We start from the raw sequence: 23,267 nt of genomic DNA, 5'->3' as shown, positions 1-23,267 counted from the left end.
TACCTTCTGCGACATGCCGCGTTCAAAGACCGCACCTCCCCCGCCCGTGCAGGGCGTCGCCGACATGTCGGCCAGCTTCGACTACAACGACGCCGCCATGCCGATGCTGTGGAAGCCCCACCGCCCGGCGCGGCCAGCCAAGTCGGAGGGCGGCAAGCGCTTCAAGCTGGTCAGCGACTACAAACCGGCCGGCGACCAGCCGCAGGCGATCAAGGAGCTGGTGGCGGGCCTGGAGGGGCGTGAGCACGACCAGGTGCTGCTCGGCGTCACCGGCTCGGGCAAGACCTATACGATGGCCCAGGTCATCGCCGAGACCCAGCGCCCGGCCCTGATCCTGGCGCCCAACAAGACGCTCGCCGCCCAGCTCTATTCCGAGTTCAAGGCCTTCTTTCCGGAGAACGCGGTCGAGTTCTTCGTGTCCTACTACGACTACTACCAGCCGGAGGCCTATGTGCCCCGGACCGACACCTATATCGAGAAGGACTCCTCGATTAACGAGCAGATCGACCGGATGCGCCACTCGGCCACCCGGGCTATCCTGGAGCGCGACGACGTCATCGTCGTAGCCTCCGTCTCCTGCATCTACGGCATCGGCTCGGTGGAGACCTACACGGCCATGACCTTCACCCTCGCGCCGGGCGAGCGGGTGGACGAGAAGCAGCTGATGGCCGATCTCGTGGCCCTGCAGTACAAGCGCAATGATCAGGCCTTCGAGCGCGGCACCTTCCGCCGGCGGGGCGACACCATCGAGATCTTCCCGGCCCACTACGAGGATCGCGCCTGGCGGGTCAGCCTGTTCGGTGACGAGGTGGAGACCATCGTCGAGTTCGATCCCCTGACCGGCAGGAAAACCGCCGACCTGGACGGGATCAAGATCTACGCCAACAGCCACCATGTGACGCCGCGGCCGACGCTCAACCAGGCGGTGCTGCAGATCAAGGCCGAGCTCAAGGAGCGGCTGGAATGGCTGGTGGCCAACGGCAAGCTGCTGGAGGCTCAGCGGCTGGAGCAGCGCACCACCTTCGACATCGAGATGATCCAGGCCACAGGCTCCTGCGCCGGTATCGAGAACTACAGCCGCTACCTCTCCGGCCGCCGACCGGGCGAGCCGCCGCCGACCTTCTTCGAATACATTCCCGAGAACGCCCTGCTGTTCGTGGACGAGAGCCACCAGGCGGTGCCGCAGATCGGCGGCATGTATCGCGGGGACTATCGGCGCAAGTTCACCCTGGCCGAGTACGGCTTCCGCCTGCCCTCCTGCATGGACAACCGCCCGCTCAAGTTCGAGGAGTGGGACGCCATGCGGCCGGACACCGTCCATGTCTCGGCCACGCCGGGATCCTGGGAGATGGAACGCACGGGCGGCGTCTTCGTCGAGCAGGTGATCCGCCCCACGGGCCTGATCGACCCGCCGGTGGAGGTGCGCCCGGTCTCCAAGGACGGCTTCTCCCAGGTCGATGACGTCATCGACGAGGTGCGCCAGACCATCGCCCAGGGCTATCGCGGCCTGATCACCGTGCTGACCAAGAAGATGGCCGAGGACCTGACGGAGTACATGCACGAGCAGGGCCTGAAGGTCCGCTACATGCACTCCGACATCGACACCATCGAGCGCATCGAGATCATCCGTGACCTGCGTCTGGGGGTCTTCGACGTGCTGGTGGGGATCAACCTGCTGCGCGAGGGCCTGGATATCCCCGAGGTGGGTCTGGTGGCCATCCTCGACGCCGACAAGGAAGGCTTCCTGCGCTCGGAGACCTCGCTGATCCAGACCATCGGCCGGGCGGCCCGGAACATCGACGGCCGGGTCATCCTCTATGCCGACAGGATCACCGGCTCCATGGAGCGGGCCATGGCCGAGACCCAGCGCCGGCGGGAGCGGCAGGAGGAATACAACGCCGCCCATGGCATCACGCCCGAAAGCGTGAAGAGCCAGATCAAGGAAATCCTCGCCAGCGCCTACGAGAAGGACCGTCCCCTGGTCCGCACCGAGCTGGCCGAGGAGGCCAAGCCCTTCATGGGCGACAACTTCAAGGCCACCCTGCGCGACCTGGAAGGCAAGATGCGCCAGGCCGCCGCCGACCTGGAGTTCGAGACCGCCGCGCGCCTGCGCGACGAGATCAAGCGCCTGAAGCTCATGGATCTGGAATTCGCCAACGAGGCTCTCACCGGCGAAGGCGAGACGGTGGACCGCGCGGCGGTGAAACGGGTCAAGTCCGAGGCCCGGGCCGAAGCCCAGGAACGGTTTCGCAAGGGCAGGCTATAAGCCGGAGGCCGGCATTAGAAATCCTGCTCCGGGCCTCAGCTAAATTCGCCACCGCCACACTGACGACCGTGACCGAAAAGCCCCACATGAAGCTTTGCGATTGAGCGCGCGGAACTTCCGGCCTCGCCATTCGTAGATGTTACAGATCAGGGGTTGGTCTTGGCGAGGCGTCTTCTCGGACTCGCCGCAGCCCCGCCAACAATAGCATGAGGTGATCCATGTCGCCGTCTCTTAGCGTCGTAGCCGCCGGTGGCAAGGTGGCGACTGTCGAACGGACGAATTCAGATACCGCTGTGGTCGAGCGCGTGCGCCGACTTCAATCAGAGGCCCGTAGTCTGGTGGGCGAGCACGTGCGGGCCCTTGAGGCAGCGCTTGGGGATGTCGAGCGGCTGAGCGCCGAGATTGCCGGCGGCGGCGAGCTCTACCCCCCTGGCGTGCGGGAAATCGCCCGTCGCCTGATCGAAGACGCCGAGGTCAAGGCCCAGGCGCTTGAAGCCATCATGGCGCGCGCCTGATAAGGACCCGCCGCAATACACGTCGAAACGATGCGGCCCTCCCCTCGGGAGGGCCGTCTGCGTATCAGTCTTCCGGCGCCGCGGACTCCCGGCGGAGAGGCGCGATCGCGGCGCCGCCCTGCGGACCCACGGGGCTAAGCGCCGGGTTGGTCTCCACCTCACGGCGACGCTGATCGGAGTCCGAGCCCGGTTCCCGCGGCGGCTGCGCCGGCTGCTTTTCATTCATGACACGAGATCCTTGAACTCCGGGCTGCGGCGCAACCAAGCCGCCGCATAGCCGCAGATCGGTGTGATCTTCAGGCCTCGATCGCGGGCGTCCTGGGCCACGGCCTTCATCAGCCGCCCGGCCGCGCCCGTGCCGCGCAGGGCCGGCGGGCTTTCCACGTGATCGATATAGAGCCGCTCGCCCTGCAGGCGGTAATCGGCCCAGGAGGTCTCGCCCTGCTCATCCAACTCGTAGCGGGCCGCCTCGGCGTTGTTTCTCAGTTCGCTCATCATGCCTCCCGAACGGACTTACCACCGGTTTCGATCCCGGCTAGCTTTCGATGATGATGGCGGCTTCGGCGGAGATGGGAAAGATGCGCAGGCTTTCGACGACGGCGGCCCTGAGCCTCGCCGTGCTGGCCCTGGCGGCCTGTAACCGCAACGGCGATGAGGCAGCCGAACAGCCGCCTGAGGCCGCTGGCCCCGCCGAGGCGGGCGCCCCGGCTGGCGATCAGGCCGCTGCGCCGACCCCACCCAGGCGCAAGCCGGGTCTCTGGGAGCAGCGGGTGTCCACCGAGGGCATGGTCCAGGTGAGCCGCATCTGCATCGATGAGGCCCTGGAACAGAGGCTGGGCTGGTGGGGGCAGCAGGCGACCACGGAGAGCTGCGAAAAGAATCTGGTCACCCGCAGGTCCGACGGCGGCTGGCAGTTCTCATCGGTCTGCGACATGGGTACGGGCGGCAAGACCACCACCTCCGGCGTGGCCACCGGCGATTTCGACACCCGATATGTGGTTCAGGCGCAGAGTTCGACCGTGGGCGCCGAGGCGCCGCAGATGAACGGGACCCGAGACATCAATATCGAGAGCGCCTGGCAGGGCGCCTGCCCCGAAGGCTTCCGCCCCGGGGACATGGAGCTGCCCGGCGGGATCCGCCTGAACCTGCTGGATATGGCCGGCGCCGGAAGCTGAGCCTAGCTGCGGCGGGCCACGGCGAAGTCGGCGAGGTCTTCCATGGCCGCTCGCCAGTCATTGGCCGGGAACACCGACAGGGCGGCCTTGGCGCTCTGCGCGTAGCCGGCGGCGGTCTCAAGGGTGACGTCGAGGGCGCCGGAGTCCTGAACCAGGGTGCGGGCCCGTTCGAAATCAGCCTCGGTCTGCTCCCGGGCGTCGACGGTCCGCATCCAGAAATCCCGCTCCTGGGCGCCTGTGCGGTGGATGGCCAGGATCAACGGCAGGGTCGCCTTGCCCTCCCTGAAGTCGTCGCCGGGATTTTTTCCCAGGACGTCGCTGGCGCCGGAATAGTCCAGGGCGTCATCCACCAGCTGGAAGGCCAGGCCCAGATCCTGGCCATAGCGACGAAGCGCCGCGGCGCGTTCGGTCGAGGCGCCCGCGCAGACGCCGCCGGCCTCGGCCGCGGCGGCGAACAGCTCGGCGGTCTTGGCCTTGATGATCTGCAGATAGACCGCTTCGTCCAGATCCAGGTCGTGGGCGCGAGTGAGCTGCAGCACCTCGCCCTCGGCGATCACACGGCTGGCGCGGGCCAGGATTTCGAGGGCGGACATGGAGCCAGTCTCGACCATCAGTTCGAAGGCCCGGGCGAACAGGAAGTCGCCGACCAGCACGCTGGACGGCGCACCCCAGATCAGGTGGGCGGCCACCTTGCCCCGACGAAGCTCGGAGGAATCCACCACGTCGTCGTGCAGCAGGGTTGCGGTGTGAATGAACTCTACGGCGGCCGCCAGTTTCCGGCAGTGATCTTCGGTCGAGCCGGCGAGCCGGGCTGCGGCCACGGTGAGCAGGGGGCGAAGGCGCTTGGCCGATCCGCCGATCAGGTGTTCGGCCAGGGCCGGGATCACCGAAACGGGGCTCTGCATGCGGTCGCGGATCAGGCTGTCCACGCCGGCCATGTCCGCAGCTGCGAGCTTCAGCAGATGATCGAGGCTGACCGGCTTTGGCCGGGGATCTGCGGCGGCGGCGTCCACGACAAGGTACTCCAGATGGGACGGCCCATTGCGGGGCCGCCGTTGCGTCCGGACAATGGTCACGCGATAGGGGGCGGTCAAGGCGCGCCCGCGCATCAGGAGCAGCTCATGTCCGAGCTTCCCGCCGTCCCGGTTGAAAGCCCCACGGAGAACCGCCTCCTGGGGGGGCGTGTGACCCTGCGTCAGCCGAGCCGGGGCTATCGGGCGGGGTTGGACGCCGCACTGCTGGCGGCGGCCTGCGACTCTGCGCCTGGCGCACGGGTGATCGAGGCGGGATGCGGCGCTGGCGCCGTCCTGATGGTCGGAGCCACGCGCCGACCTGGCGTACATTTCACAGGCGTAGAGCGCGACGCCGAGGCCCTGGCCCTGGCGAAGGAGAATGCGGCGCTGAATGGCCTGGCGGAGCGAGTCACGGCCCTCAGCGGAAACATCGATGCGGGGTTCGCGGCCCTGGGCCTGGCGCCATTCGATGCGGCCCTCGCCAATCCGCCCTTCTTCGACGATCCCGCCGCCCTGCGCGCGCCAGCGATCGAGAAGCGCGGCGCATGGATGGCCGAGGCGGGCCTGGAGGCCTGGACGACCTTCCTGCTGAAGGCCGTGCGCGAGGGCGGGACCATCACCCTGATCCATAGGGCCGACCGGCTGGCCGACATCCTGTCAGGCCTGGGAAAAGGCGCCGGTTCGTTCCAGGTGCGGCCCATTCATCCCTTCGCCGACGCAGCCGCCAAACGGGTGTTGGTGCGGGCGATCAAGACCGGGAAGGCGCCGTTGCGCCTGCTTCCGGCCCTCGTTCTCCATCCTCGCGATGGCGCGACCAAGCACACACCGGAGGCCGAGGCTGTCCTTCGCGGCGAGACGGACCTGCCCTGGAATTAGAACAAGCGTAACCATAAGAGATTGATTCAACGGGACAACGCGCCGCATGGGCGCCCCATTCACCGTCTATAGTCTGCAGACGAGCAGCAAGGCTCGCTCGGGGCGGCCGCTCCGGCGGCCCCGGCCTCGCCCGAATAACAAATCAATTCGCCCTGGGTTCCCGTGGGCCTGCATAAAAGAGAACGAGACGTTTGAAGACGCTTGACCTGATGGTCGCCCGCATGGACGGGCGCTTCGTGGCCACCCGCCTGTTCGCCCTCACCGCCGCAACGCTTTGCGCCACCATGGCCACTAGCGCCGTGGCCAGCGCCGGGGGCAGCGGCGGAATCGTTCAGAAGCTTTCCCAAGCCCAGGTCACCGCCCCGCTCTTCGACGCCATGCGCGGCCCCCGCCCGGTCATCAGGCCTGTGGTCGCCCGCCAGCTGGTCTGGCAAGGCCGTGATGTGGACGGCGACGGCGCGGCCGACTTCGTCAATCCCACAGGCCAGGCGCCGCGCACCTTCGACGCCTATGGTTCGGGCGCGTTCGGCGCCTCCCGCGATGGCGGTCATCGCCACCACGAGGGCGTCGACTACGCCGCCCAGGCCGGCCAGACCGTCAAGGCGCCGATCTCCGGCTATGTGACCAAGATCGGCATGGCCTATGCCAGCGATCCGGATCTGAAGTTCGTCGAGATCACCAATCCGGCCCTCGGCTATGAGGCCCGCGTCTTCTACATCGACCCCGACGTGAAGGAGGGGCAGGTCGTCGCCCTGGGCGCAGCCATCGGCAAGGCGCACACCCTGCAGGATCGCTATCCCGGCGGGATGACCGATCACGTCCACCTGGAGCTGGCCAAGACCAGGGCTCAGGCCAAACAGCGCTTCGACGCCTCCGACATGATCGTCGCCCGCTATGAGGCGATCGAGACCACCGCCGACTGATCGCCCACGAAAAAGCCCTCCCCCGGCGTCGGGAGAGGGCTTCTTGTCGATGAGGTCGCTCAAGCCGCGATGGCGGCAGGGCCCTAGTTACGGGCGGTATCGACCAGCTTGTTCTTGGTGATCCAGGGCATCATGGCGCGCAGGCGCTGGCCCACTTCCTCGATCTGGTGTTCCGAACCGCGACGGCGGGTGGCCTTGAAGGAGGCCTGGCCCGACTGGTTCTCCAGCATGAAGTCACGGACGAACTTGCCGGACTGGATGTCGTCGAGCACGCGCTTCATCTCGGCCTTGGTCTCCGGCGTCACGATGCGCGGGCCGGTGACGTACTCGCCATACTCGGCGGTGTTCGAGATCGAGTAGTTCATGTTGGCGATGCCGCCCTCATAGATGAGGTCGACGATGAGCTTCACCTCGTGCAGGCACTCGAAATAGGCCATTTCCGGCGCATAGCCGGCCTCGACCAGGGTTTCGAAACCGGCGCGGATCAGCTCCACCAGGCCGCCGCAGAGCACGGCCTGTTCGCCGAACAGGTCGGTCTCGCATTCTTCACGGAAGGTGGTCTCGATCACGCCCGAGCGACCGCCGCCGATGGCCGAGGCGTAGGCCAAGCCGAAGTCCATGGCGTTGCCCGTCGGGTTCTGATGGATCGCGATCAGGCAGGGGACGCCGCCGCCCTTCTGGTATTCGCCGCGCACCGTATGGCCGGGGCCCTTGGGCGCCACCATCAGCACGTCGATGGAGGCCTTGGGCTCGATCAGGTTGAAATGCACGTTCAGGCCGTGGGCGAACAGCAGGGCCGCGCCGTCACGGATATTGGGGGCGATCTCGTTGTTGTAGATCTCGCGCTGCAGCTCGTCGGGCGCGAGCACCATCATGGCGTCGGCCCAGGCGGCGGCTTCGGCGACGGTCATGACCTTCAGGCCGTCGGCTTCCACCTTCTTGGCGGTGGCCGAACCGGGGCGCAGGGCGACCACCACGTTCTTCACACCGGAATCGACGAGGTTCAGCGCGTGCGCGCGCCCCTGGGAACCATAGCCTACGATGGCGATCTTCTTGTCCAGGATGCGGGCGAGGTCGGCGTCGCGATCATAGTAGACGCGCATGATTGTTCTCCTGGGACAGGGTTCGACCACGGAACCGAGCAACGGCGCCGCGGCAAAGGCCGCGCTATCGACCGTTTTTTTGCGCAAAGGTCAAGCGGCGCAACGTCACGCAGGCCCTCTCTTTGCACGATCAAGGCCGCTTGCGCCGAAAGGCTGGTCCGCAGACACTCCCCGGCCACACTGGAGACGCCCATGGACGTGACAGCCAAACAGGTGGTCGACACTTGGCGCGAGGCCGGGCCGGCCAAGTGGTTCGCCAAGGACGAAGCCTTTGACCGGCTCCTGGCGCGGGACTTCGAAGCCGCCCACCATGCCGCCGCCCGCGGCGAACTCGACGCCTGGGCGGAGGGCGCCGACGGCGCGCTGGCCCTGCTGATCCTGCTCGACCAGGTCCCGCGCAACATCTTCCGCGATTCCGGCCACGCCTTCGCCACCGACGGCAAGGCCCGGGCGATCGCCAAGGCCGCCATCTCTGCGGGCCACGACCAGGCGGTCCAAGCCAAGCTGCGCCCCTTCTTCTATCTGCCCTATGAGCATTCCGAGGACATGGGCGATCAGGACGAGGCCGTAAGGCTCTGCGCCGCCCTGAAAGAGGCCGAGGGCGACGCCGACACCCTGAAATGGGCCGAGATCCACCGGGACATCATCGTCCGCTTCGGCCGCTTCCCGCACCGCAACGCCGCCCTGGGCCGCCGCACCACGCCCAGCGAGCAGGCCTTCCTCGACGAGGGCGGCTTCGCCGGCTGAGACCTGTGGACAGAGCGCCGCAGGGGCTTGCCCGCCGGCCCGGAGCCTGGGCGAATCATGGGAGGCTAACCTCTGAACCTGACGCGAAAGCCTCGCCCGTGAACGCTCACGTCCCGCCCCCGACCCGCGCCAACCATCCCGAGCGGCAGTATCTCGACCTGCTGGCCGACATCCTGGAAACCGGCGTTCCGCGGGGCGACCGCACGGGCACCGGCACGCTGGGCGTGTTCGGCCGCCAGATGCGCTTCGATCTGGCCCAGGGCTTTCCCCTGCTGACCACCAAGAAGCTGCATCGCAAGTCGATCATCCTAGAGCTTTTGTGGTTTCTGCGCGGCGACACCAATGTCGGCTGGCTGCAGGAGCGGGGCGTCAGCATCTGGGACGAGTGGGCCGACGCCGACGGCGAGCTTGGCCCGGTCTATGGCAAGCAGTGGCGGTCCTGGACCGCCCCGGACGGCCGGGTGATCGACCAGATGGCCAATGTGATCGAGAGCCTGAAGACCACGCCGCATTCGCGCCGACACATCGTCAGCGCCTGGAACCCGGCCGATGTGGACGACATGGCCCTGCCGCCGTGCCACTGCCTGTTCCAGTTCTTCGTGGCCGAGGGCAGGCTGTCCTGCCAGCTCTATCAGCGCTCGGCCGACGTGTTCCTGGGCGTGCCGTTCAATATCGCGAGCTACGCCCTGCTGACGATGATGGTGGCCAAGGTGACCGGCCTGGAGCCCGGCGAGTTCGTCCACACCCTCGGCGACGCCCACCTCTATCTGAACCACCTGGACCAGGCCCGCGAGCAACTGACGCGAGAGCCCTACCCCTTCCCGACCCTGACCATCGCCGACAAGCGCGACCTGTTCTCCTTCGACTACGAGGACTTCAAGGTCACCGGCTACAAGGCCCACGAGAAGATCGCCGCGCCGATCGCCGTCTGAGGAACCGCGGGTTCCCATCCGGGCTGGCGCCAGTTCTCCCTATGATCGGCACGACCCAGCCCGATCTCGCAGAACCTAAGGGCGACGAGGTTGAACCACGGCCTCACCACTTTCATATTGCAATGAGAATTCCCCGAGGCTCGCTCCATGCCGCAGACGGGCCGATCCGGCTGTCCGATCAACCTGACGCTCGAACAGCTGGGCGACCGCTGGAGCCTGATCGTCATCCGCGACGTCATGTTCGGCGACCGGCGGACCTATGGCGACCTGCTGGCGCAAAGCGAGGAAGGCATTGCGTCCAACATCCTGGCTGATCGTCTCAAGCGCCTTACCGCCTCTGGCCTGCTGACCCGCCGGCCTGACGCCCATCACAAGCAGAAGCTGATCTACAGTCTCACTGAGGCGGCCATCCAGCTGGTCCCCCTGCTGGTCCAGATGGGCGCCTGGGGACGGCGGCATACCCCGGCCAGCCGAAGCCTGTCGGTGCGCGCCGAACTGCTGGAGGCCGGCGGCCCGCCCCTGTGGGACGCTTTCATGGATGAGCTGCGCCATCGCCACCTGGGAGCCCCAGCGCCGGCCCGCGCCGTCTCGGCCGAGCTTCAGGGGGCCTATGCCCAGGCGATGGCGCTCGAGGCGCCCTGAGGGCCGCGCACATTTTCTGCACGCCTGGTGTCTGTTCAGGTCGTCGGCGAACGTCCTTCGACCGAAACCAAGGAGAGCTCCATGCGCATGATCTTCGTCAACCTGCCTGTCCGCGACGTGGAGGCGTCCAAGGCCTTCTTCGCGGCCCTGGGCTTCGGCTACAATCCGGACTTCAGCGATGAGACCGCAGCCTGCATCGTCATCGATGAGAACATCTTCGTCATGGTGATGACCCACGAGAAGTTCGCCGGCTTCATCAACGGCGAGATCAGCGACGCCCACAAGACCACCGAAGTGCTGACCTGCCTGTCGGCCGATAGCTGGGAGGAGGTCGACGACCTGCTGGCCAAGGCCCTGGCCGCCGGCGGCAAGCCCTGGCGCCCGGCCATCGACATGGGCCCCATGTATGGCGTGAGCTTCCGGGACCTCGACGGCCACGTCTGGGAGGTCATGCACATGGACATGTCCGGCGCCGAGGCGGCCTGAGGCTTTCCTGCGGGCCGTGGGTCGGGTAGGTCCGGTCCATGGCTCGCATCCTCCTCACCGCCGGTCCCATCGCTCGCGCCCGCAACGGCGTCATCGGCCGCGACGGGGGCCTGCCCTGGCGGCTGAAGAGCGACCTGGTCAATTTCCGCGCCCTGACGCTCGGCAAGCCGGTGATCATGGGCCGCAAGACCTGGGACAGCCTGCCCAAGAAGCCCCTGCCCGGCCGCACCAATATCGTGCTCAGCCGCGATGGCTCCTTTGCCCCTCGGGACGCGCTGGTCTGTGAAGACTTCACCGAGGCGGTGCAGATTGGCCGGGAAATGGCCGAGGATGACGGCGCCGAGGAGGTCTGCGTGATCGGCGGCGCCTCCCTGTTCGCCCTGGCCCTGCCGCGCGCCCAGCGAATCTATCTGACCGAGGTCGAGGCTGAGGTGGAGGGCGACGTGGTCCTGGCCCCCTTTGATGAGGGCGTCTGGACCGAGGTCAGCGCGGTGCGCCACCCGGCCGGCGAGGATGATGAGTACCCCTTCGTCCTTCGGGTTCTCGAGCGCCGCTGAGACCTCTCGAAGCCCCCTGGTCCTTACGCCACGGCGCCGGCCATACTCCGCCGCAACAAGAACGAGGAGGACGCCCATGGACATCGAACTGGTCTGCGAAGGCCTGGAATTTCCCGAAGGCCCGATCGCCATGGCCGACGGCTCAGTGGTGCTGACTGAGATCAAGGCCCAGCGCCTGTCCCGCATCACGCCCGACGGCCGGCGCGAAACCCTGGTGGAAACCGGCGGCGGCCCCAATGGCGCGGCCATCGGTCCGGACGGGGCGATCTACATCACCAACAATGGCGGCTCCTTCACCTGGCCGCAGCAGGACGGCCTGACCATCCCCGGCCCGACGCCGGCCAGCCATACGGGTGGGATGATCCAGCGCTACGACCTGAAGACCGGCCAGCTCACCACCCTCTATGACGCCTGCGAGGGCCGGCGGTTCGTGGGGCCTAACGATCTGGTCTTCGACCGCCAGGGGGGCTTCTGGTTCAGCGACCATGGCTGTTCAACGCCCGAGGGTCGCAAGTTCGGCGCGCTCTACTACGCCAAGACGGACGGCAGCCACGTGGCCCGCCTGCGGGACCATCTGATCGCCCCGAACGGCGTGGGTCTTTCGCCGAACGAGGACGTGGTCTATCTGGCCGACACCCAACTCGGCCGGCTCTGGGCCTTCGATATCGAAGCGCCGGGCCAGCTCAAGGCGCAGGCCGGGTTTGGCCCCGGCCGAGTGGTGGCCAACCTGCCCGGCTACCAGCTGCTGGACAGCCTGGCGGTGGAGGCCGGCGGCAAGGTCTGCGTGGCGACCATCATCAATGGCGGGATCACCGCCTTCGACCCTTCGGGTGCGACGGAGCACTTCCCCGTCCCCGACATGATCGTGACCAATATCTGCTTCGGTGGGGCCGACATGCGCGACGCCTGGATCACCGCCTCGTCCACGGGCAGGCTCTACAAGGTTCGCTGGCCCCGGCCAGGTCTCAAGCTCAACTACAACGCCTGAAACCGGCGGTCCGCAGACCCGGCGAGGAATGCCGGGCCTGCGGCCCCAAGGGGCGGATATCAGTAGAGCTTGGCCATGGCGGCCCGTTCGAAGGGCGCCAGTTCAGCTGTGCGGCCTTCCTTGACCTTCTTGGCCCATTCGGGATCCTGCAGCAGGGCGCGACCGACGCCCACCAGGTCGAACTCGTCCCGCTCCAGCCGGTCGAGCAGCTTGTCCAGAGAGGCGGGTTGCGAGCCTTCGCCGGCGAAGGCGGCGATGAATTCGCCCGACAGGCCGACCGAGCCGACGGTGATGGTCGGCACGCCGGTCAGCTTCTTGGCCCAGCCGGCAAAGTTCAGGTCAGAGCCTTCGAATTCCGGCTCCCAGAAGCGGCGCTGCGAGCAGTGCAGCATGTCGGCGCCGGCCGCCGTCAGCGCGCCGAGCCAGGCCTCCATCTCCTTGGGATTGGCGGCCATCTTCACTTCATAGTCCTGCTGCTTCCACTGGCTGATCCGGATGATCACCGGATAGTCCGGCCCCACGGCCTGACGCACGGCGCGCAGGATGTCGGCGGCGAAGCGGGCGCGGCCGGGCAGGTCCTTGGCCCCATAGGCGTCCTCGCGGACATTGGTGCCGTCCCAGAAGAACTGGTCGATCAGATAGCCATGGGCGCCATGAAGTTCGACGGCGTCGAAGCCGAGCGCCTTGGCGTCGGCGGCGGCCTGGGCGAAGGCGGCGATGGCGTCGGCCACCTCCTCGTCGGTCATGCCCTTGCCGAATTCCTTGCCCGGACGCGACAGGCCAGACGGGCTGTCATAGGGGCCCGGGGGGGTCCATTCCGGATCGCGGGTGCGCACGGCGCCCACATGCCACAGTTGGGGCGCCATCTTGCCGCCGACCTCGTGGACAGAGTCGATGACCCGCTTCCAGGCGGCGAGTTCGGCCTCGCCATGGAAGCGCGGCACGTTCTTGTCATTGATCGAAGCGGGCCGATTAACGCCCGTGCCCTCGGAAATGATCAGGCCGACATCGGCCTCGGCGCGGCGGCGATAGTACTGAGCGACCTCCTCCGTCGCCACCCCGCCCGGCGAGAAGGACCGTGTCATGGGCGCCATGACGATCCGGTTCTTGAGGTGCAGGCCCTTGTAGCTGAAGGGGCGGAAGAGGGCGTCGACGGCCATGGTAACTCCATTCAAACGTTCGTTCGAACAGACCCTAAGGACAAGTCGCCCCAGCCGTCACTGTAGAAATTCTGTCAGCGGCCCCACGCAGGACCCAGACATGCGAAAGCCCGGGACCTGCGACGAGGTCCCGGGCTCTGCAAAGATTCTGGTCGCGCCTACTGAACGGCGTCGAGATATTCGATTTCCGGTCGGCCGGCGAGGCAGGGCCCCATCTTCGGACCCGCGGCCTTGAAGTACTCGCTCTGGCCGTGAGCCTTCAGCGCGTCCTCATTGGCGTAGAGTTCGAGCACCTTGTAGGTGCCGGGCTCGGTGCGGCTCTTGGTGAGCTGATAGGCCAGGCAGCCCGGTTCATTGGCCTTCACCTGGGCCATGAGGTCCTTGAACACGGCCTCGAATTCGTCGCCCTTGCCGTCCTGGACCTTGAGGGTCGCCACTACGCCGATCATTCGCTTCGTCTCCCAACGATTGTTTGAATCGAGGGTAGAGGCCAGCCTGACGGGGGGCAAGCGCCGTGGCGCGCCAACCGTTCAGAGGCTTGGGCTAGGCGCGCTCGTTCCAGCCATAGGCCACCCAGCTATGGCCGCCCAGATGGCGGGCTTCGATGATCCCGTCATCCTCCGGCGCGCTGGATTTGCGTCGGCCGAGCCGGCTGGCCCGGACCGCCAGGGCGACCAGCGCCACCAGGGCGCTCAGCACCAGGCCGAAGACCACCACGGTGGCCGCAAAGACGAAGGCCAGGACCACACCGACCACCACCGCGATGGCCGCCGCGATCGCGCCGCCGGCCGCGGTGAGGCTTTGAAGGGCCGACTTGCCGCCCGGGGGGTGCTGCTGAGCCATGATCTTCTCTGGTCGCTCCATCTGGGGGGCTAACGAATATGTTCGCCTTACGCTCCCGAACGTCAATCTCCGAAGCGAAGGTGGCGACAGGATGACGCCCTACGCCCCCACCAGCGCCATTTCCCGACGCTCTCGCATCGCCGCCTCGAAGGCCGAGTTGATCGCCTTGGCCTTGGCCTCGGCGACCTCGATGAATTCCTGCGGCAGGCCCCGGGAGCGGGCGCGGTCGGGGTGGTTCTCGATCAAGGCGATCTTCCAGGCCGCCCGCAGCTGGTCGTCGCTGGCGTCGCGAGGGGCGCCGAGCACCGCATAGGGATCATCGGCGCCGAGCCCCAGATGCGTCGCCTTCAGGCGGCGGAACACCAGTTCGGAGAAGCCGAACAGTTCGGCCACCCGCTCCAGATAGGCCATCTCGTCATCGGTCACCGCACCATCGGAGGCCGCGATGTGGAACAGGCCGTCCAGCACATCCTCGAGAATCTGCGGGCAGTTGCGATAGCGCCGCGACAGGCGCCGCGCATAGCTCTCGAAGCCGCGGGTGGTCTGGCGGGCCAGATTGTAGAGTCGCCGGATGTTTGGTCGGGAGGCTTCGTCGGACTGGAAGACTTCGGAAAAGGCGTCGAACTCCGCACGTCCGACCTCCCCATCGGCCCGCGCCAGCTTGGCGCCCAGGGCGGTGACGGCGGTCGAGAACGCGGGATCCTGCCCCGGCAGGCCGGCAGGGCAGTCGGGGCACTCTGCCGCATCGGGGAGACGGACGGCAAGGCCAGCGATTTTGCGCCAGAAGCTCATTGGTCTAATGCCACAAGCCTTAGGAAGAAGGCGTCCTGATGACAACGCCAAACCAGCATGGGGCGGGTTAAGTTTTGGACAGGCTTTGGAGCTTCTGGATCGATAGGGGCGGCACGTTCACAGATGTGATCGCCCGCCGGGACGACGGCGAGGTCCGTACGCTCAAGCTCTTGTCGGCGTCGAACGCCTATGCGGACGCCGCCGTGGAGGCCATGCGCCGGGTGCTGGACGCAGAACCGGGCGCCCCCTTTCCGGCCGATCAGGTCAGCGCCATCCGCATGGGCACGACGGTGGCGACCAATGCGCTGCTGGAGCGCCGCGGCGCGCCGACCTTGTTCCTGACCACCCGGGGCTTCGGTGACGCCCTGCGCCTCGGAGACCAGACACGGCCCGATCTCTTCGCCCTGAACATCGTGCGGCCCGAACCCCTTTACGCCATGGCCGCCGAGGTGACCGAGCGCCTGGACGCCACAGGCCAGGTGGTCGCGGCCCTGGACGAAGGCGAGGTGCGGCAGGCCCTGGCCGAGGCGCGCGCCCAGGGCTGCGTCTCCGTGGCCATCGCCTTCCTGCATTCGGACCTCAACGGCGCCCATGAGCGGCGGGCCGGCGAACTGGCGGCGGAGGCGGGATTCGACTTCGTCGCCCTGTCTCACGAGGTCTCGCCCCTGCCCCGCTTCCTGCCGCGGGCCGAGACGACAGTGGCCGACGCCTATCTGACGCCCGTGCTGCAGGCCTATGTGCGCCAGGTGGCCGAGGCGGTGGCCGGCGCCCCGCTCTACTTCATGACCTCGGCCGGGGCGCTGGTCCCGGCCCGCGCCTTCAGGGGCCGCGACGCCGTGACCTCGGGTCCTGCGGGCGGGGTGGTCGGGGTCGCCGCCACAGCAGAGGCCGCAGGCGCTCAGGCGGTGCTGGGCTTCGACATGGGCGGCACCTCGACCGATGTGTGTCGCTATGCAGGGCGCCTGGAGCGGCGGGACAAGGCCCAGGTGGCCGGCGTGCGCCTGCGCAGCCCCATGCTGGATGTGGAGACCGTGGCGGCTGGCGGCGGCTCGATCCTCACCTTCGACGGGCTGCGCGCCCGGGTGGGACCGCACAGCGCCGGCGCCGATCCAGGGCCGGCCGCCTATGGCCGCGGCGGGCCAGCGACGGTTACCGACGCCAACCTGGTGCTGGGCCGGCTCGACCCCCGCCGATTCCCCGTAGTCTTCGGCCCCAGGAACGACGGCCCGCTCGACCTCATCGCCGCCCGAGAGCGCCTGACGGCCCTGGCCCAGGCCATGGGCGCCCCCAGCGCCGAGGCCGCCGCCGAGGGCTTTGTCGCCATCGCCGTCGAGCAGATGGCCCTGGCGATCCGCCGCATCTCCACCGAGCGCGGCTTCGACCCGCGCGAGCACGGGCTGGTAGCCTTTGGCGGTGCGGCGGGCCAGGTCGCGTGCCAGACGGCGGAGGCCCTGGGAGTCACTCGCGTGCTCTGCCCCCGCTTCGGCAGCCTGCTGTCGGCCTACGGCATCGGCCAGGCCCAGGTCAGCGCCCTGCGGCAGGCGGGGTTGGAGACGCCGCTGGACGCGGCCGGCCTCGCCGCAGCTGACGCCATCGCGGGTCGACTCACCGACCAGGCCCGCTTCGACCTGGAGACCCAGGGCGCCGACGCCGGCGCGACACAGATCACCCTTCGCCTGCGCTATGACGGGGCCGATGCGGAGCTTCCGGCCGCGCCAGGCCCCGTCACGGCGGTGCGCCAGACCTTCGAAGCCGCCCACCAGCGCCTGTTCGGCTTCATCGAGGCCGAACGTGCCATCCTGATCGCCAGCGTCGAGGCCGAGGCCACCGCCCGCGGCGCCGACGGGGCCGACGGGGCCACGCTCGCCTCCGCTGGCGTAGCGTCGGGGCCAAGCGCCCCGGCGACCTTGGCCGCCTTTGTCGTCGATGGCGCGCCGCAACAGGTCCCGGTGATCGAGGCGAGCGCCCTGGACCAGCAGGACGGCCCAGCCCTGATCGTCCGCGACGACACCCAGATCGCCGTCCTGCCGGGCTGGCGCGCCGTGGCGCGGGCCGACGGTCTGATCGAGCTTGAGCGACAGGGGCGAGCTAGCGCTGGCCTCGGCCTGGCCGAGGCGGACGACGTCGATCCGATCACCCTGGAGCTGTTCAACCGCCGCTTCATGGGGGTGGCCGAGGCCATGGGCGCGGCCCTCGAGCGGACGGCCCATTCGGTGAACATCAAGGAGCGCCTCGACTTCTCCTGCGCCCTGTTCGATCCCGATGGCGGCCTGGTGGCCAACGCCCCGCACATGCCCGTCCACCTGGGTTCCATGGGCGCCAGCGTGCGGGCGGTGCGCGACCGTCACGCCCAGCTTCGTCCCGGCCAGGCCTTCGCCCTGAACAACCCCTATGCGGGCGGCACCCACCTGCCCGACATCACTGTGGTGATGCCGATCTTCGTCGGCGAGGCCGCGCTTCCTAGCTTCTACGTGGCCGCCCGCGGCCACCATGCCGACATCGGCGGGATTCAACCCGGCTCCATGCCACCTTTCTCCCGCACCATCGCCGAAGAGGGCGTGCTGCTGGACGCCCTGCCGATCATGCAGGACGGCCGGTTCCTGGAGTCTGACGTGCGCGCGGCCCTGGGCGCCGGCGCTTGGCCCGCGCGGGCGCCGGATCGGAACATCGCCGATCTGAAGGCCCAGATCGCAGCCTGCCGCGCCGGCGGCGAGGCGGTCTCGGCCATGATCGAGGCCTTCGGCGCAGATCTCGTCACCCGCTATATGGGTTTCGTCCAGGAGAACGCCACGGCGGCCGTGCGCCGCGCCCTGGGGCGTCTCACCGATGGTTATGCCGACCTGCCCATGGATGGCGGCGGCCGGATCGTTGTTCGCACCTCGGTGGACGCAGCGGCAGGCTCCGCCACCCTGGATTTCCGCGAGAGCGCCGACCAGCTGGACTCCAACTTCAACGCCCCGGCCTCCATCGTCGATGCGGCCGCCCTCTATGTGTTCCGCACCCTGGTGGACGACGACATCCCCCTGAACGCCGGCTGTCTGGCGCCGCTGGATATCCTCACCCGGCCAGGCTCCATGCTCGATCCGGCCCCAGGGGCTGCGGTGGTGGCCGGCAATGTGGAGACCAGCCAGCACGTGGTGGACGCCCTCTACGCCGCGCTCGGCGTCATGGCCTGCGCCCAGGGCAGCATGAACAACTTCACCTTCGGCGACGCCACCCGCCAGTACTACGAGACCATCTGCGGCGGGGCCGGCGCGAGCGCCGATCATGACGGCGCCAGCGGCGTCCACACCCACATGACCAATTCGCGGCTGACGGATCCTGAGATTCTGGAGCGCCGCTATCCGGTGCGCCTCGAAACCTTCGCGCTGCGGCCGGGCTCCGGCGGCGAAGGCGACCGCCGCGGCGGCGACGGCGTGGTCCGGCGGCTGCGGTTCCTGAGCCCCATGGAGGCCGCTCTGCTGTCCACGCGCCGCACCCACGCGCCGCAGGGTCTGGCCGGGGGCGGCCCTGGCCTGCCCGGCCGGCAGGCTTTGATCACCGCGGCCGGCGAGGTAAAGGACCTGCCGGGCTGTTTTTCCATTCAGGTCGAGCCCGGAGACGCCATTGAGATCCAGACGCCCGGGGGCGGGGGATACGGATCGGCGCCGGCCGACTGACCAGATCTTCGAGGTGACTCTTCGTGATTTCCCCGCTCCTGTTCGCCCTGGCCCTCATGGCGCAAGACGCCGAGGCCGCTGAAGCCATCGCCGCGGCGCCCCCCGAAGCAGCGGCCGAGACCGTCGAGGCGGCCTTTCCGCCGGGCGCGCCCCGCGATCCCTACGGCCTGGTGGCCTGGTGCTATGGCGCCCTGTCGGCCCACAAGGGCCTGCGCGACCAGGTGATGCCGGAAGTGACCCGCATCGAAACCACCTTCCGCAGACCGGGCTCCTCCCTTGAGGACGACCTCAAGGTCTATGACGAGCTCGACGAGCTGAGCGCCGAGAATCTCGCCCTGTTCAGCCGGGCCATGGAGGCGGCCGAAAAGGCCAGCCCACGGCCGATCAACGCCCACGGCGCCGACGCCATCCGGCGGGGCCGCATCACCTGGAGCAGAGCCAACGACCTGCCCAAGGCGCGGCTGGCCCAGGAATGGATGAGCTGGACCCTGCCGGCCCGGTGCGAGGCCACGGCGACGGTTCTGGAGCAGCGGGCCGCCCTGATGGGGCCAGCCTTCGACCTCACCGCCGAGCCCGGGCCGGTGGCCGGCGGGGCGCCGGCTGTGGACGGCGATGGTGGCGCCGCGCCTCAAGACACCGGCGCAGGTGGCGGGGCCGTCGTCGAGCCGCCGCCGGGCGGCTGACACAAACTTCAAGCTTCGCAAGACAAGTCGCCCCGACGGCGTGGATTCGTCCCGCCCCGGGGCTTTTTTCTGCGCGAAGGACAGCCAAACGTTCCCTTTGAGCTCATCCAGCGCAAAAAATCGGTCGATGGCCCGATTTTGGACCTGGTGTGGCGAGAACGTGACAGCGCCGCGACCCGACGGGAATTTTGACGCTGACATCTTTTTTCGGCGTTGATTTTATTGAAGATTTCTTATGCCCACAGGCATAGGCCTCGCCAATTTTGGCATATCATCGCTATATAAGGTAATAACTCATTTATATCTGACGGAACCGCATTCTATCTACAGTGTAATTGAACAACAGATACAAACGCTGGTCTTGATTTATTAGTCTCTGACCCGTCATTACGCCCCATCGGATCGGTTTTGATCCAGGATGCTTCTTAAGCTCGAAGGGGAAACGTGTGAGGAGTTCAAAATACTTGTCGACGGCCTCGACCTTGGCTGTCGCCCTCGCTCTCAGCCTTGCGGCGGGTCAGGCTTCAGCCCAGACCGAGGTCGAGGAAATTATCGTCACCGGCTCATTCATCGCCGGTACGCCTGAGGACGCCGCCCTGCCGGTGGATGTCATCAGCGCTGCGGAACTGGAAAAGCAGGGCTCGCCCTCCACGACCGAACTGATCAAGTCACTGACGATCAGCGGCCCGGTCCTGGGTGACACCAACCAGTTCTCCACCTCAGCCCAAGGCTCCATCGGCGCGGGCTCGATCAACATGCGCGGCCTTGGCCCGCAGCGGACCCTGGTGCTGTTCAACGGCCGTCGCTTCATGTCGACTGATCCGCTGACCGGCGTCGACACCAACCTGATCCCGACCGCGGCCATCGGCCGGGTCGAGCTGCTGAAGGACGGCGCAGCCGCCACCTACGGCTCCGACGCCATCGGCGGCGTGATCAACTTCATCACCAAGAAGACCTTCTCGGGCTTCGAGGTGTCGGGCGAGTACCGGTACGTCGACGGCACGGACGGCGAGTACAATATGAGCGCCGCCTGGGGCTGGCAGGGCGAGCGCGGCAGCGCCTTCGTCGCCGCCGGCTATCAGCACCGCTCCGAACTCGACACCACCGAGCGGGACTGGACCTACCAGGACTACACCACCAATCCGAGCGGCTGGTCGTTCCTGTCCAACCCCGGCTTCTATGTCGCGCGCCTCGGCGCCGACCTGCCGACCATTCCGGGCACGCCGGATCCGAACTACGGCGACGCCGTGGGCTCGATCCGCGAAGCTAGCTGTGGCGCGGTGGGCGGCTATGAAGGCGTCTATCAATCCGGCGCCAGCCAGCTGCCGGCCTGCTATTACAGCTATGTTCCCTTCGCCAACCTGATCGAAGAGACCGACCGCTACCAGCTGTACGGCGAGCTGAACTTCGACCTCACCGAGACGACCGAGTTCTTCCTCGAGGGCATGTACTCGAAGACCGATGTGCCGAACATCGGCTACTCGCCGTCCTATCCCCCGACCCAAGGGCCGTTCGGCCCGGGCAGCACCCAGTATTTCGCGCCCAAGTCGAACCCCTATGTGCAGTCGTTCCTGGCGGCCAACCCGCAGGTCTTCGCCAGCGCGGCGGCGGCTGGCGCCTATGCGGCGCTTCCGGGCTCGGGTCTGCAACTGACCCTGTGGCGGCCGTTCGCCAGCGGCGGCAATCCCGCCTTTGGCTATGACGGTCAGAAGGGCGAGCGCTCCTACGAACTGTTCCGCATCGCCACCGGCCTGAAGGGCGAGTTCGATGTCGCCGGCGGCATCGGCTGGGATCTGGCCTTCACCTATTCGCGCAATCAGGCCTACGGGGTCACCCGCGACATCCTGATCAACCGTCTCGACCAGGCCCTGCGCGGCCTGGGCGGCCCGAACTGCACCGGCAACACGCCCGGCGCCAACGGCTGTGAATGGCTGAACCCCTTCTCCACCGCCTATCCGGGCAACCCGATCCTGGGCGGCGCCAACCCGACCTACGACCCGGCCCAGGCCAACAGCCCGGCCCTGTCGCGCTGGCTCTATGACGACCAGATCGGCGAGACCACCAACGAGCTCTACGTCCTCGACCTGGTGTTCAACGGCTCCACCGGCTTCGAGCTGCCGGGCGGCGTCGTCAACTGGGCGGCCGGCGCACAATGGCGTTCGTCCGAACAGACCCGTCGCCTGGGCAGTGACTTCTATGACCGCAACATCACGCCCTGCCCCGTGCCGGGCGATACGAGTTGCGCCATCCAGACCGGCCCCTACATGTTCCTGGGGCAGTCGCAGCCCTATTACGTGGACGAGTCGATCTACGCGGTGTTCGGTGAAATGAACCTGCCGATCCTGGACAACCTCAACGCCGCCCTGGCCGTGCGCTTCGAGGACTACGGCGGCGAGACCGGCTCTACGACCAACCCCAAGCTGTCGATGAAGTGGGACACCACCGATTGGCTGTCCCTGCGCGGTTCGGTCGGCACCACCTTCCGGGGTCCGACCCCGACCGACCGGGCTCCCGGCGGCGCGACGGGTCTGTCGGGCATCCAGGCTGCGGGCAACGCCTTCAAGTCCGTGGACGCCTTCGGCAATCCGTCGATCGGCCCGGAAAAGGCCTTCACCTACAGCGTCGGCGCCGTGGCTGACTTCGGCGACTTCCGCGCCCTGGTCGACTACTGGAGCATCAAGCTCGAGGACCAGATCGTCCGCGTGCCGGCCAACGTCATCGGCAATGCGGTCGGCAACGGCCCCGGCAACGGCGCTCAGTTCGTCGACTGCGCCGATCCGCTGCGCTACCTGGTGACCTTCTCCAACAACAACGCCTGCGTTCAGGGCGTGACCATGGGGTCGGACATCTCCCGGATCCAGTCCGACCTGGTTAACGGTCCGGAACTGCGCACCTCGGGCGTCGACGTCACCCTGGACTACGACTATCCGGGTGATGTCTTCGGCGGCCAGGTCAGCCTGAACGCCACGGTCAGCTATGTCCTCGAATACGAGCAGGACGCCTTCATCCTCAACGGCGTGACGGTGACCGACTCCTACGAGGCCGTGGGCTTCGCCAACTATGACCGCCTGCCCGGCACCATCCCGGAATGGCGCGGCGCCTTCTTCGCCGAGTATGACAACGGTCCGCACAATGTGCGCGCCACGGTCAACTACATCGACGGCGTGACCGACAACCGTGGCCCGACCGTGGTGAACACCGGCTTCTCGGCCGTTCCCTGCACGGTGGCCAATGCGGCGGCGACCACTGGCTGCCAGCTGATCACCTTCGGCCAGGAGGTCGATCCGTTCGCGACCCTCGACCTGACCTACCGCGTGTTCCTGCCCTGGAACACGACCCTGACCGCCTCGATCCTCAACGTGACCGACGAAGATCCGTCGGCCTCGCGGATCGAGTATTCCTACGACCCGGCGATCGGGAATGTGTACGGCCGTAACTTCAAGCTTGGCCTGCGCAAGAAGTTCTAAGTCCGGTTACACGGACTGATCTTTGGGGGCGGCCAGTCTGGCCGTCCCCTTTTTCTTGGCCTCCACGGCGCAGCGCACCATGTTGAGGCGGCAAGGTTCTGGCCCTTGCCCCGCCCTGATTCCTTCGCAGCACAAGGATTAGTGAACCTGTAAAGGATTGGGTATGGCTCGCCCTGGGGCTGGATCTCGCCTCTTCGGCGCCGCAACGTCAATTTCCTTGGGTGGTGTGGCGCGAATGCGACAGTTTGGCGCCGCGGCTTATTTTGACGCTACGGAAGAATATGTCTCGTTGATTTATTACGGCTTTTTTTGATGGCCCGAGGTGACGCCGTCGTCATATTTGACGGATCATCGTTATGTATACCTATGTGACATAGTATTTTTGACGCTGCAGCGCAGTTTCTTCCTGCGCTTTTCTGGCCGCCTCGCGCAGGAACCTT

General features: G+C 67.3%; 22 protein-coding genes. 14 read left to right on the top strand and 8 right to left on the bottom strand.

Features of this window, described 5'->3' with window-relative positions; all coding sequences use genetic code 11:
• Positions 1–13 precede the first annotated feature (13 nt).
• Together uvrB and V7702_RS03585 are read left to right on the top strand one after the other, a co-directional pair.
• Positions 14–2,266: an excinuclease ABC subunit UvrB gene (uvrB, locus tag V7702_RS03590; RefSeq protein ID WP_442958389.1), complete on the top strand. Its 2,253-nt coding sequence runs from the start codon at positions 14–16 to the stop codon at positions 2,264–2,266.
• Positions 2,267–2,484: 218 nt separating this feature from the next.
• Positions 2,485–2,781 carry a hypothetical protein gene (locus tag V7702_RS03585; protein ID WP_335648775.1) on the top strand — a complete coding sequence of 99 codons (297 nt, stop codon included), beginning with the start codon at positions 2,485–2,487 and terminating at the stop codon, positions 2,779–2,781.
• A 64-nt stretch (positions 2,782–2,845) separates the two neighbouring features.
• Here the strand turns inward: V7702_RS03585 and V7702_RS03580 are convergent, their stop codons facing one another.
• Positions 2,846–3,007 carry a hypothetical protein gene (locus V7702_RS03580; RefSeq protein ID WP_335648774.1) on the bottom strand — a complete coding sequence of 54 codons (162 nt, stop codon included), beginning with the start codon at positions 3,005–3,007 and terminating at the stop codon, positions 2,846–2,848.
• Positions 3,004–3,279, bottom strand: coding sequence for a GNAT family N-acetyltransferase (locus V7702_RS03575; protein ID WP_442958388.1), 276 nt, complete (start codon positions 3,277–3,279; stop codon positions 3,004–3,006). Before V7702_RS03575 ends, V7702_RS03580 begins: the two co-directional genes overlap by 4 nt.
• 80 nt (positions 3,280–3,359) lie before the next feature.
• Here V7702_RS03575 and V7702_RS03570 point away from each other — a divergent pair, with 80 nt between their 5' ends.
• A complete protein-coding gene (locus tag V7702_RS03570) occupies positions 3,360–3,956 on the top strand; it encodes a DUF3617 domain-containing protein (protein ID WP_335648772.1) in 597 nt (198 codons plus the stop codon).
• A 2-nt stretch (positions 3,957–3,958) separates the two neighbouring features.
• On the opposite strand, the gene V7702_RS03565 is transcribed toward V7702_RS03570, so the two are convergent.
• Positions 3,959–4,969: a polyprenyl synthetase family protein gene (locus tag V7702_RS03565; RefSeq protein ID WP_335648784.1), complete on the bottom strand. Its 1,011-nt coding sequence runs from the start codon at positions 4,967–4,969 to the stop codon at positions 3,959–3,961.
• Between the two features lie 108 nt (positions 4,970–5,077).
• Between V7702_RS03565 and V7702_RS03560 the strand changes: the two genes are divergently transcribed.
• Together V7702_RS03560 and V7702_RS03555 are read left to right on the top strand one after the other, a co-directional pair.
• Positions 5,078–5,845: a tRNA1(Val) (adenine(37)-N6)-methyltransferase gene (locus V7702_RS03560; protein ID WP_335648771.1), complete on the top strand. Its 768-nt coding sequence runs from the start codon at positions 5,078–5,080 to the stop codon at positions 5,843–5,845.
• Positions 5,846–6,036: 191 nt separating this feature from the next.
• Positions 6,037–6,768 carry a M23 family metallopeptidase gene (locus V7702_RS03555; RefSeq protein WP_335648770.1) on the top strand — a complete coding sequence of 244 codons (732 nt, stop codon included), beginning with the start codon at positions 6,037–6,039 and terminating at the stop codon, positions 6,766–6,768.
• An 83-nt stretch (positions 6,769–6,851) separates the two neighbouring features.
• Here V7702_RS03555 and ilvC read toward each other — a convergent pair whose 3' ends face one another.
• Positions 6,852–7,871 (bottom strand): ketol-acid reductoisomerase, encoded by a 1,020-nt coding sequence (ilvC, locus tag V7702_RS03550; protein WP_335648769.1) that lies wholly within the window; start codon positions 7,869–7,871, stop codon positions 6,852–6,854.
• A 192-nt stretch (positions 7,872–8,063) separates the two neighbouring features.
• Here ilvC and V7702_RS03545 point away from each other — a divergent pair, with 192 nt between their 5' ends.
• From V7702_RS03545 to V7702_RS03520, 6 genes are all read left to right on the top strand, one after another.
• Positions 8,064–8,618 carry a DUF924 family protein gene (locus V7702_RS03545; protein WP_335648768.1) on the top strand — a complete coding sequence of 185 codons (555 nt, stop codon included), beginning with the start codon at positions 8,064–8,066 and terminating at the stop codon, positions 8,616–8,618.
• A gap of 98 nt (positions 8,619–8,716) precedes the next feature.
• On the top strand, positions 8,717–9,550 hold the full coding sequence (locus V7702_RS03540) for a thymidylate synthase (RefSeq protein WP_335648767.1): 834 nt from the start codon (positions 8,717–8,719) through the stop codon (positions 9,548–9,550).
• A 147-nt stretch (positions 9,551–9,697) separates the two neighbouring features.
• On the top strand, positions 9,698–10,192 hold the full coding sequence (locus V7702_RS03535) for a winged helix-turn-helix transcriptional regulator (protein ID WP_335648766.1): 495 nt from the start codon (positions 9,698–9,700) through the stop codon (positions 10,190–10,192).
• A gap of 81 nt (positions 10,193–10,273) precedes the next feature.
• Positions 10,274–10,678 carry a VOC family protein gene (locus V7702_RS03530; protein WP_335648765.1) on the top strand — a complete coding sequence of 135 codons (405 nt, stop codon included), beginning with the start codon at positions 10,274–10,276 and terminating at the stop codon, positions 10,676–10,678.
• Positions 10,679–10,716: 38 nt separating this feature from the next.
• Positions 10,717–11,235, top strand: coding sequence for a dihydrofolate reductase (locus tag V7702_RS03525; protein WP_335648764.1), 519 nt, complete (start codon positions 10,717–10,719; stop codon positions 11,233–11,235).
• A 76-nt stretch (positions 11,236–11,311) separates the two neighbouring features.
• Complete coding sequence (locus tag V7702_RS03520; protein ID WP_335648763.1) at positions 11,312–12,223, top strand: SMP-30/gluconolactonase/LRE family protein; 912 nt, start codon at positions 11,312–11,314, stop codon at positions 12,221–12,223.
• 59 nt (positions 12,224–12,282) lie between these two features.
• On the opposite strand, the gene V7702_RS03515 is transcribed toward V7702_RS03520, so the two are convergent.
• The 4 genes from V7702_RS03515 to V7702_RS03500 form a co-directional block, all read right to left on the bottom strand.
• Complete coding sequence (locus V7702_RS03515) at positions 12,283–13,383, bottom strand: NADH:flavin oxidoreductase (RefSeq protein ID WP_335648762.1); 1,101 nt, start codon at positions 13,381–13,383, stop codon at positions 12,283–12,285.
• Between the two features lie 158 nt (positions 13,384–13,541).
• Positions 13,542–13,832 carry a putative quinol monooxygenase gene (locus V7702_RS03510; RefSeq protein ID WP_300575319.1) on the bottom strand — a complete coding sequence of 97 codons (291 nt, stop codon included), beginning with the start codon at positions 13,830–13,832 and terminating at the stop codon, positions 13,542–13,544.
• A gap of 94 nt (positions 13,833–13,926) precedes the next feature.
• Positions 13,927–14,226, bottom strand: coding sequence for a hypothetical protein (locus V7702_RS03505; RefSeq protein ID WP_335648761.1), 300 nt, complete (start codon positions 14,224–14,226; stop codon positions 13,927–13,929).
• A 99-nt stretch (positions 14,227–14,325) separates the two neighbouring features.
• On the bottom strand, positions 14,326–15,018 hold the full coding sequence (locus tag V7702_RS03500; protein WP_335648760.1) for a DnaJ family molecular chaperone: 693 nt from the start codon (positions 15,016–15,018) through the stop codon (positions 14,326–14,328).
• A 74-nt stretch (positions 15,019–15,092) separates the two neighbouring features.
• Between V7702_RS03500 and V7702_RS03495 the strand changes: the two genes are divergently transcribed.
• The 3 genes from V7702_RS03495 to V7702_RS03485 all read left to right on the top strand — a co-directional run bounded on the left by V7702_RS03495 (position 15,093) and on the right by V7702_RS03485 (position 22,827).
• Positions 15,093–18,677, top strand: a complete 3,585-nt coding sequence (locus V7702_RS03495) for a hydantoinase B/oxoprolinase family protein (RefSeq protein ID WP_335648759.1) — start codon at positions 15,093–15,095, stop codon at positions 18,675–18,677.
• A gap of 23 nt (positions 18,678–18,700) precedes the next feature.
• A complete protein-coding gene (locus V7702_RS03490; RefSeq protein WP_335648758.1) occupies positions 18,701–19,360 on the top strand; it encodes a hypothetical protein in 660 nt (219 codons plus the stop codon).
• Between the two features lie 464 nt (positions 19,361–19,824).
• Entirely contained in the window at positions 19,825–22,827 is a 3,003-nt protein-coding gene (locus V7702_RS03485; RefSeq protein WP_335648757.1) for a TonB-dependent receptor domain-containing protein, read from the top strand.
• Positions 22,828–23,267 lie beyond the last annotated feature (440 nt).

The sequence above is a fragment of the Phenylobacterium sp. genome (assembly GCF_036963605.1).
Taxonomy (GTDB): domain Bacteria; phylum Pseudomonadota; class Alphaproteobacteria; order Caulobacterales; family Caulobacteraceae; genus Phenylobacterium.
The sequence above is the reverse complement of the archived record's forward strand: the minus strand, read 5'-3'. Positions and strand labels throughout refer to the sequence as shown.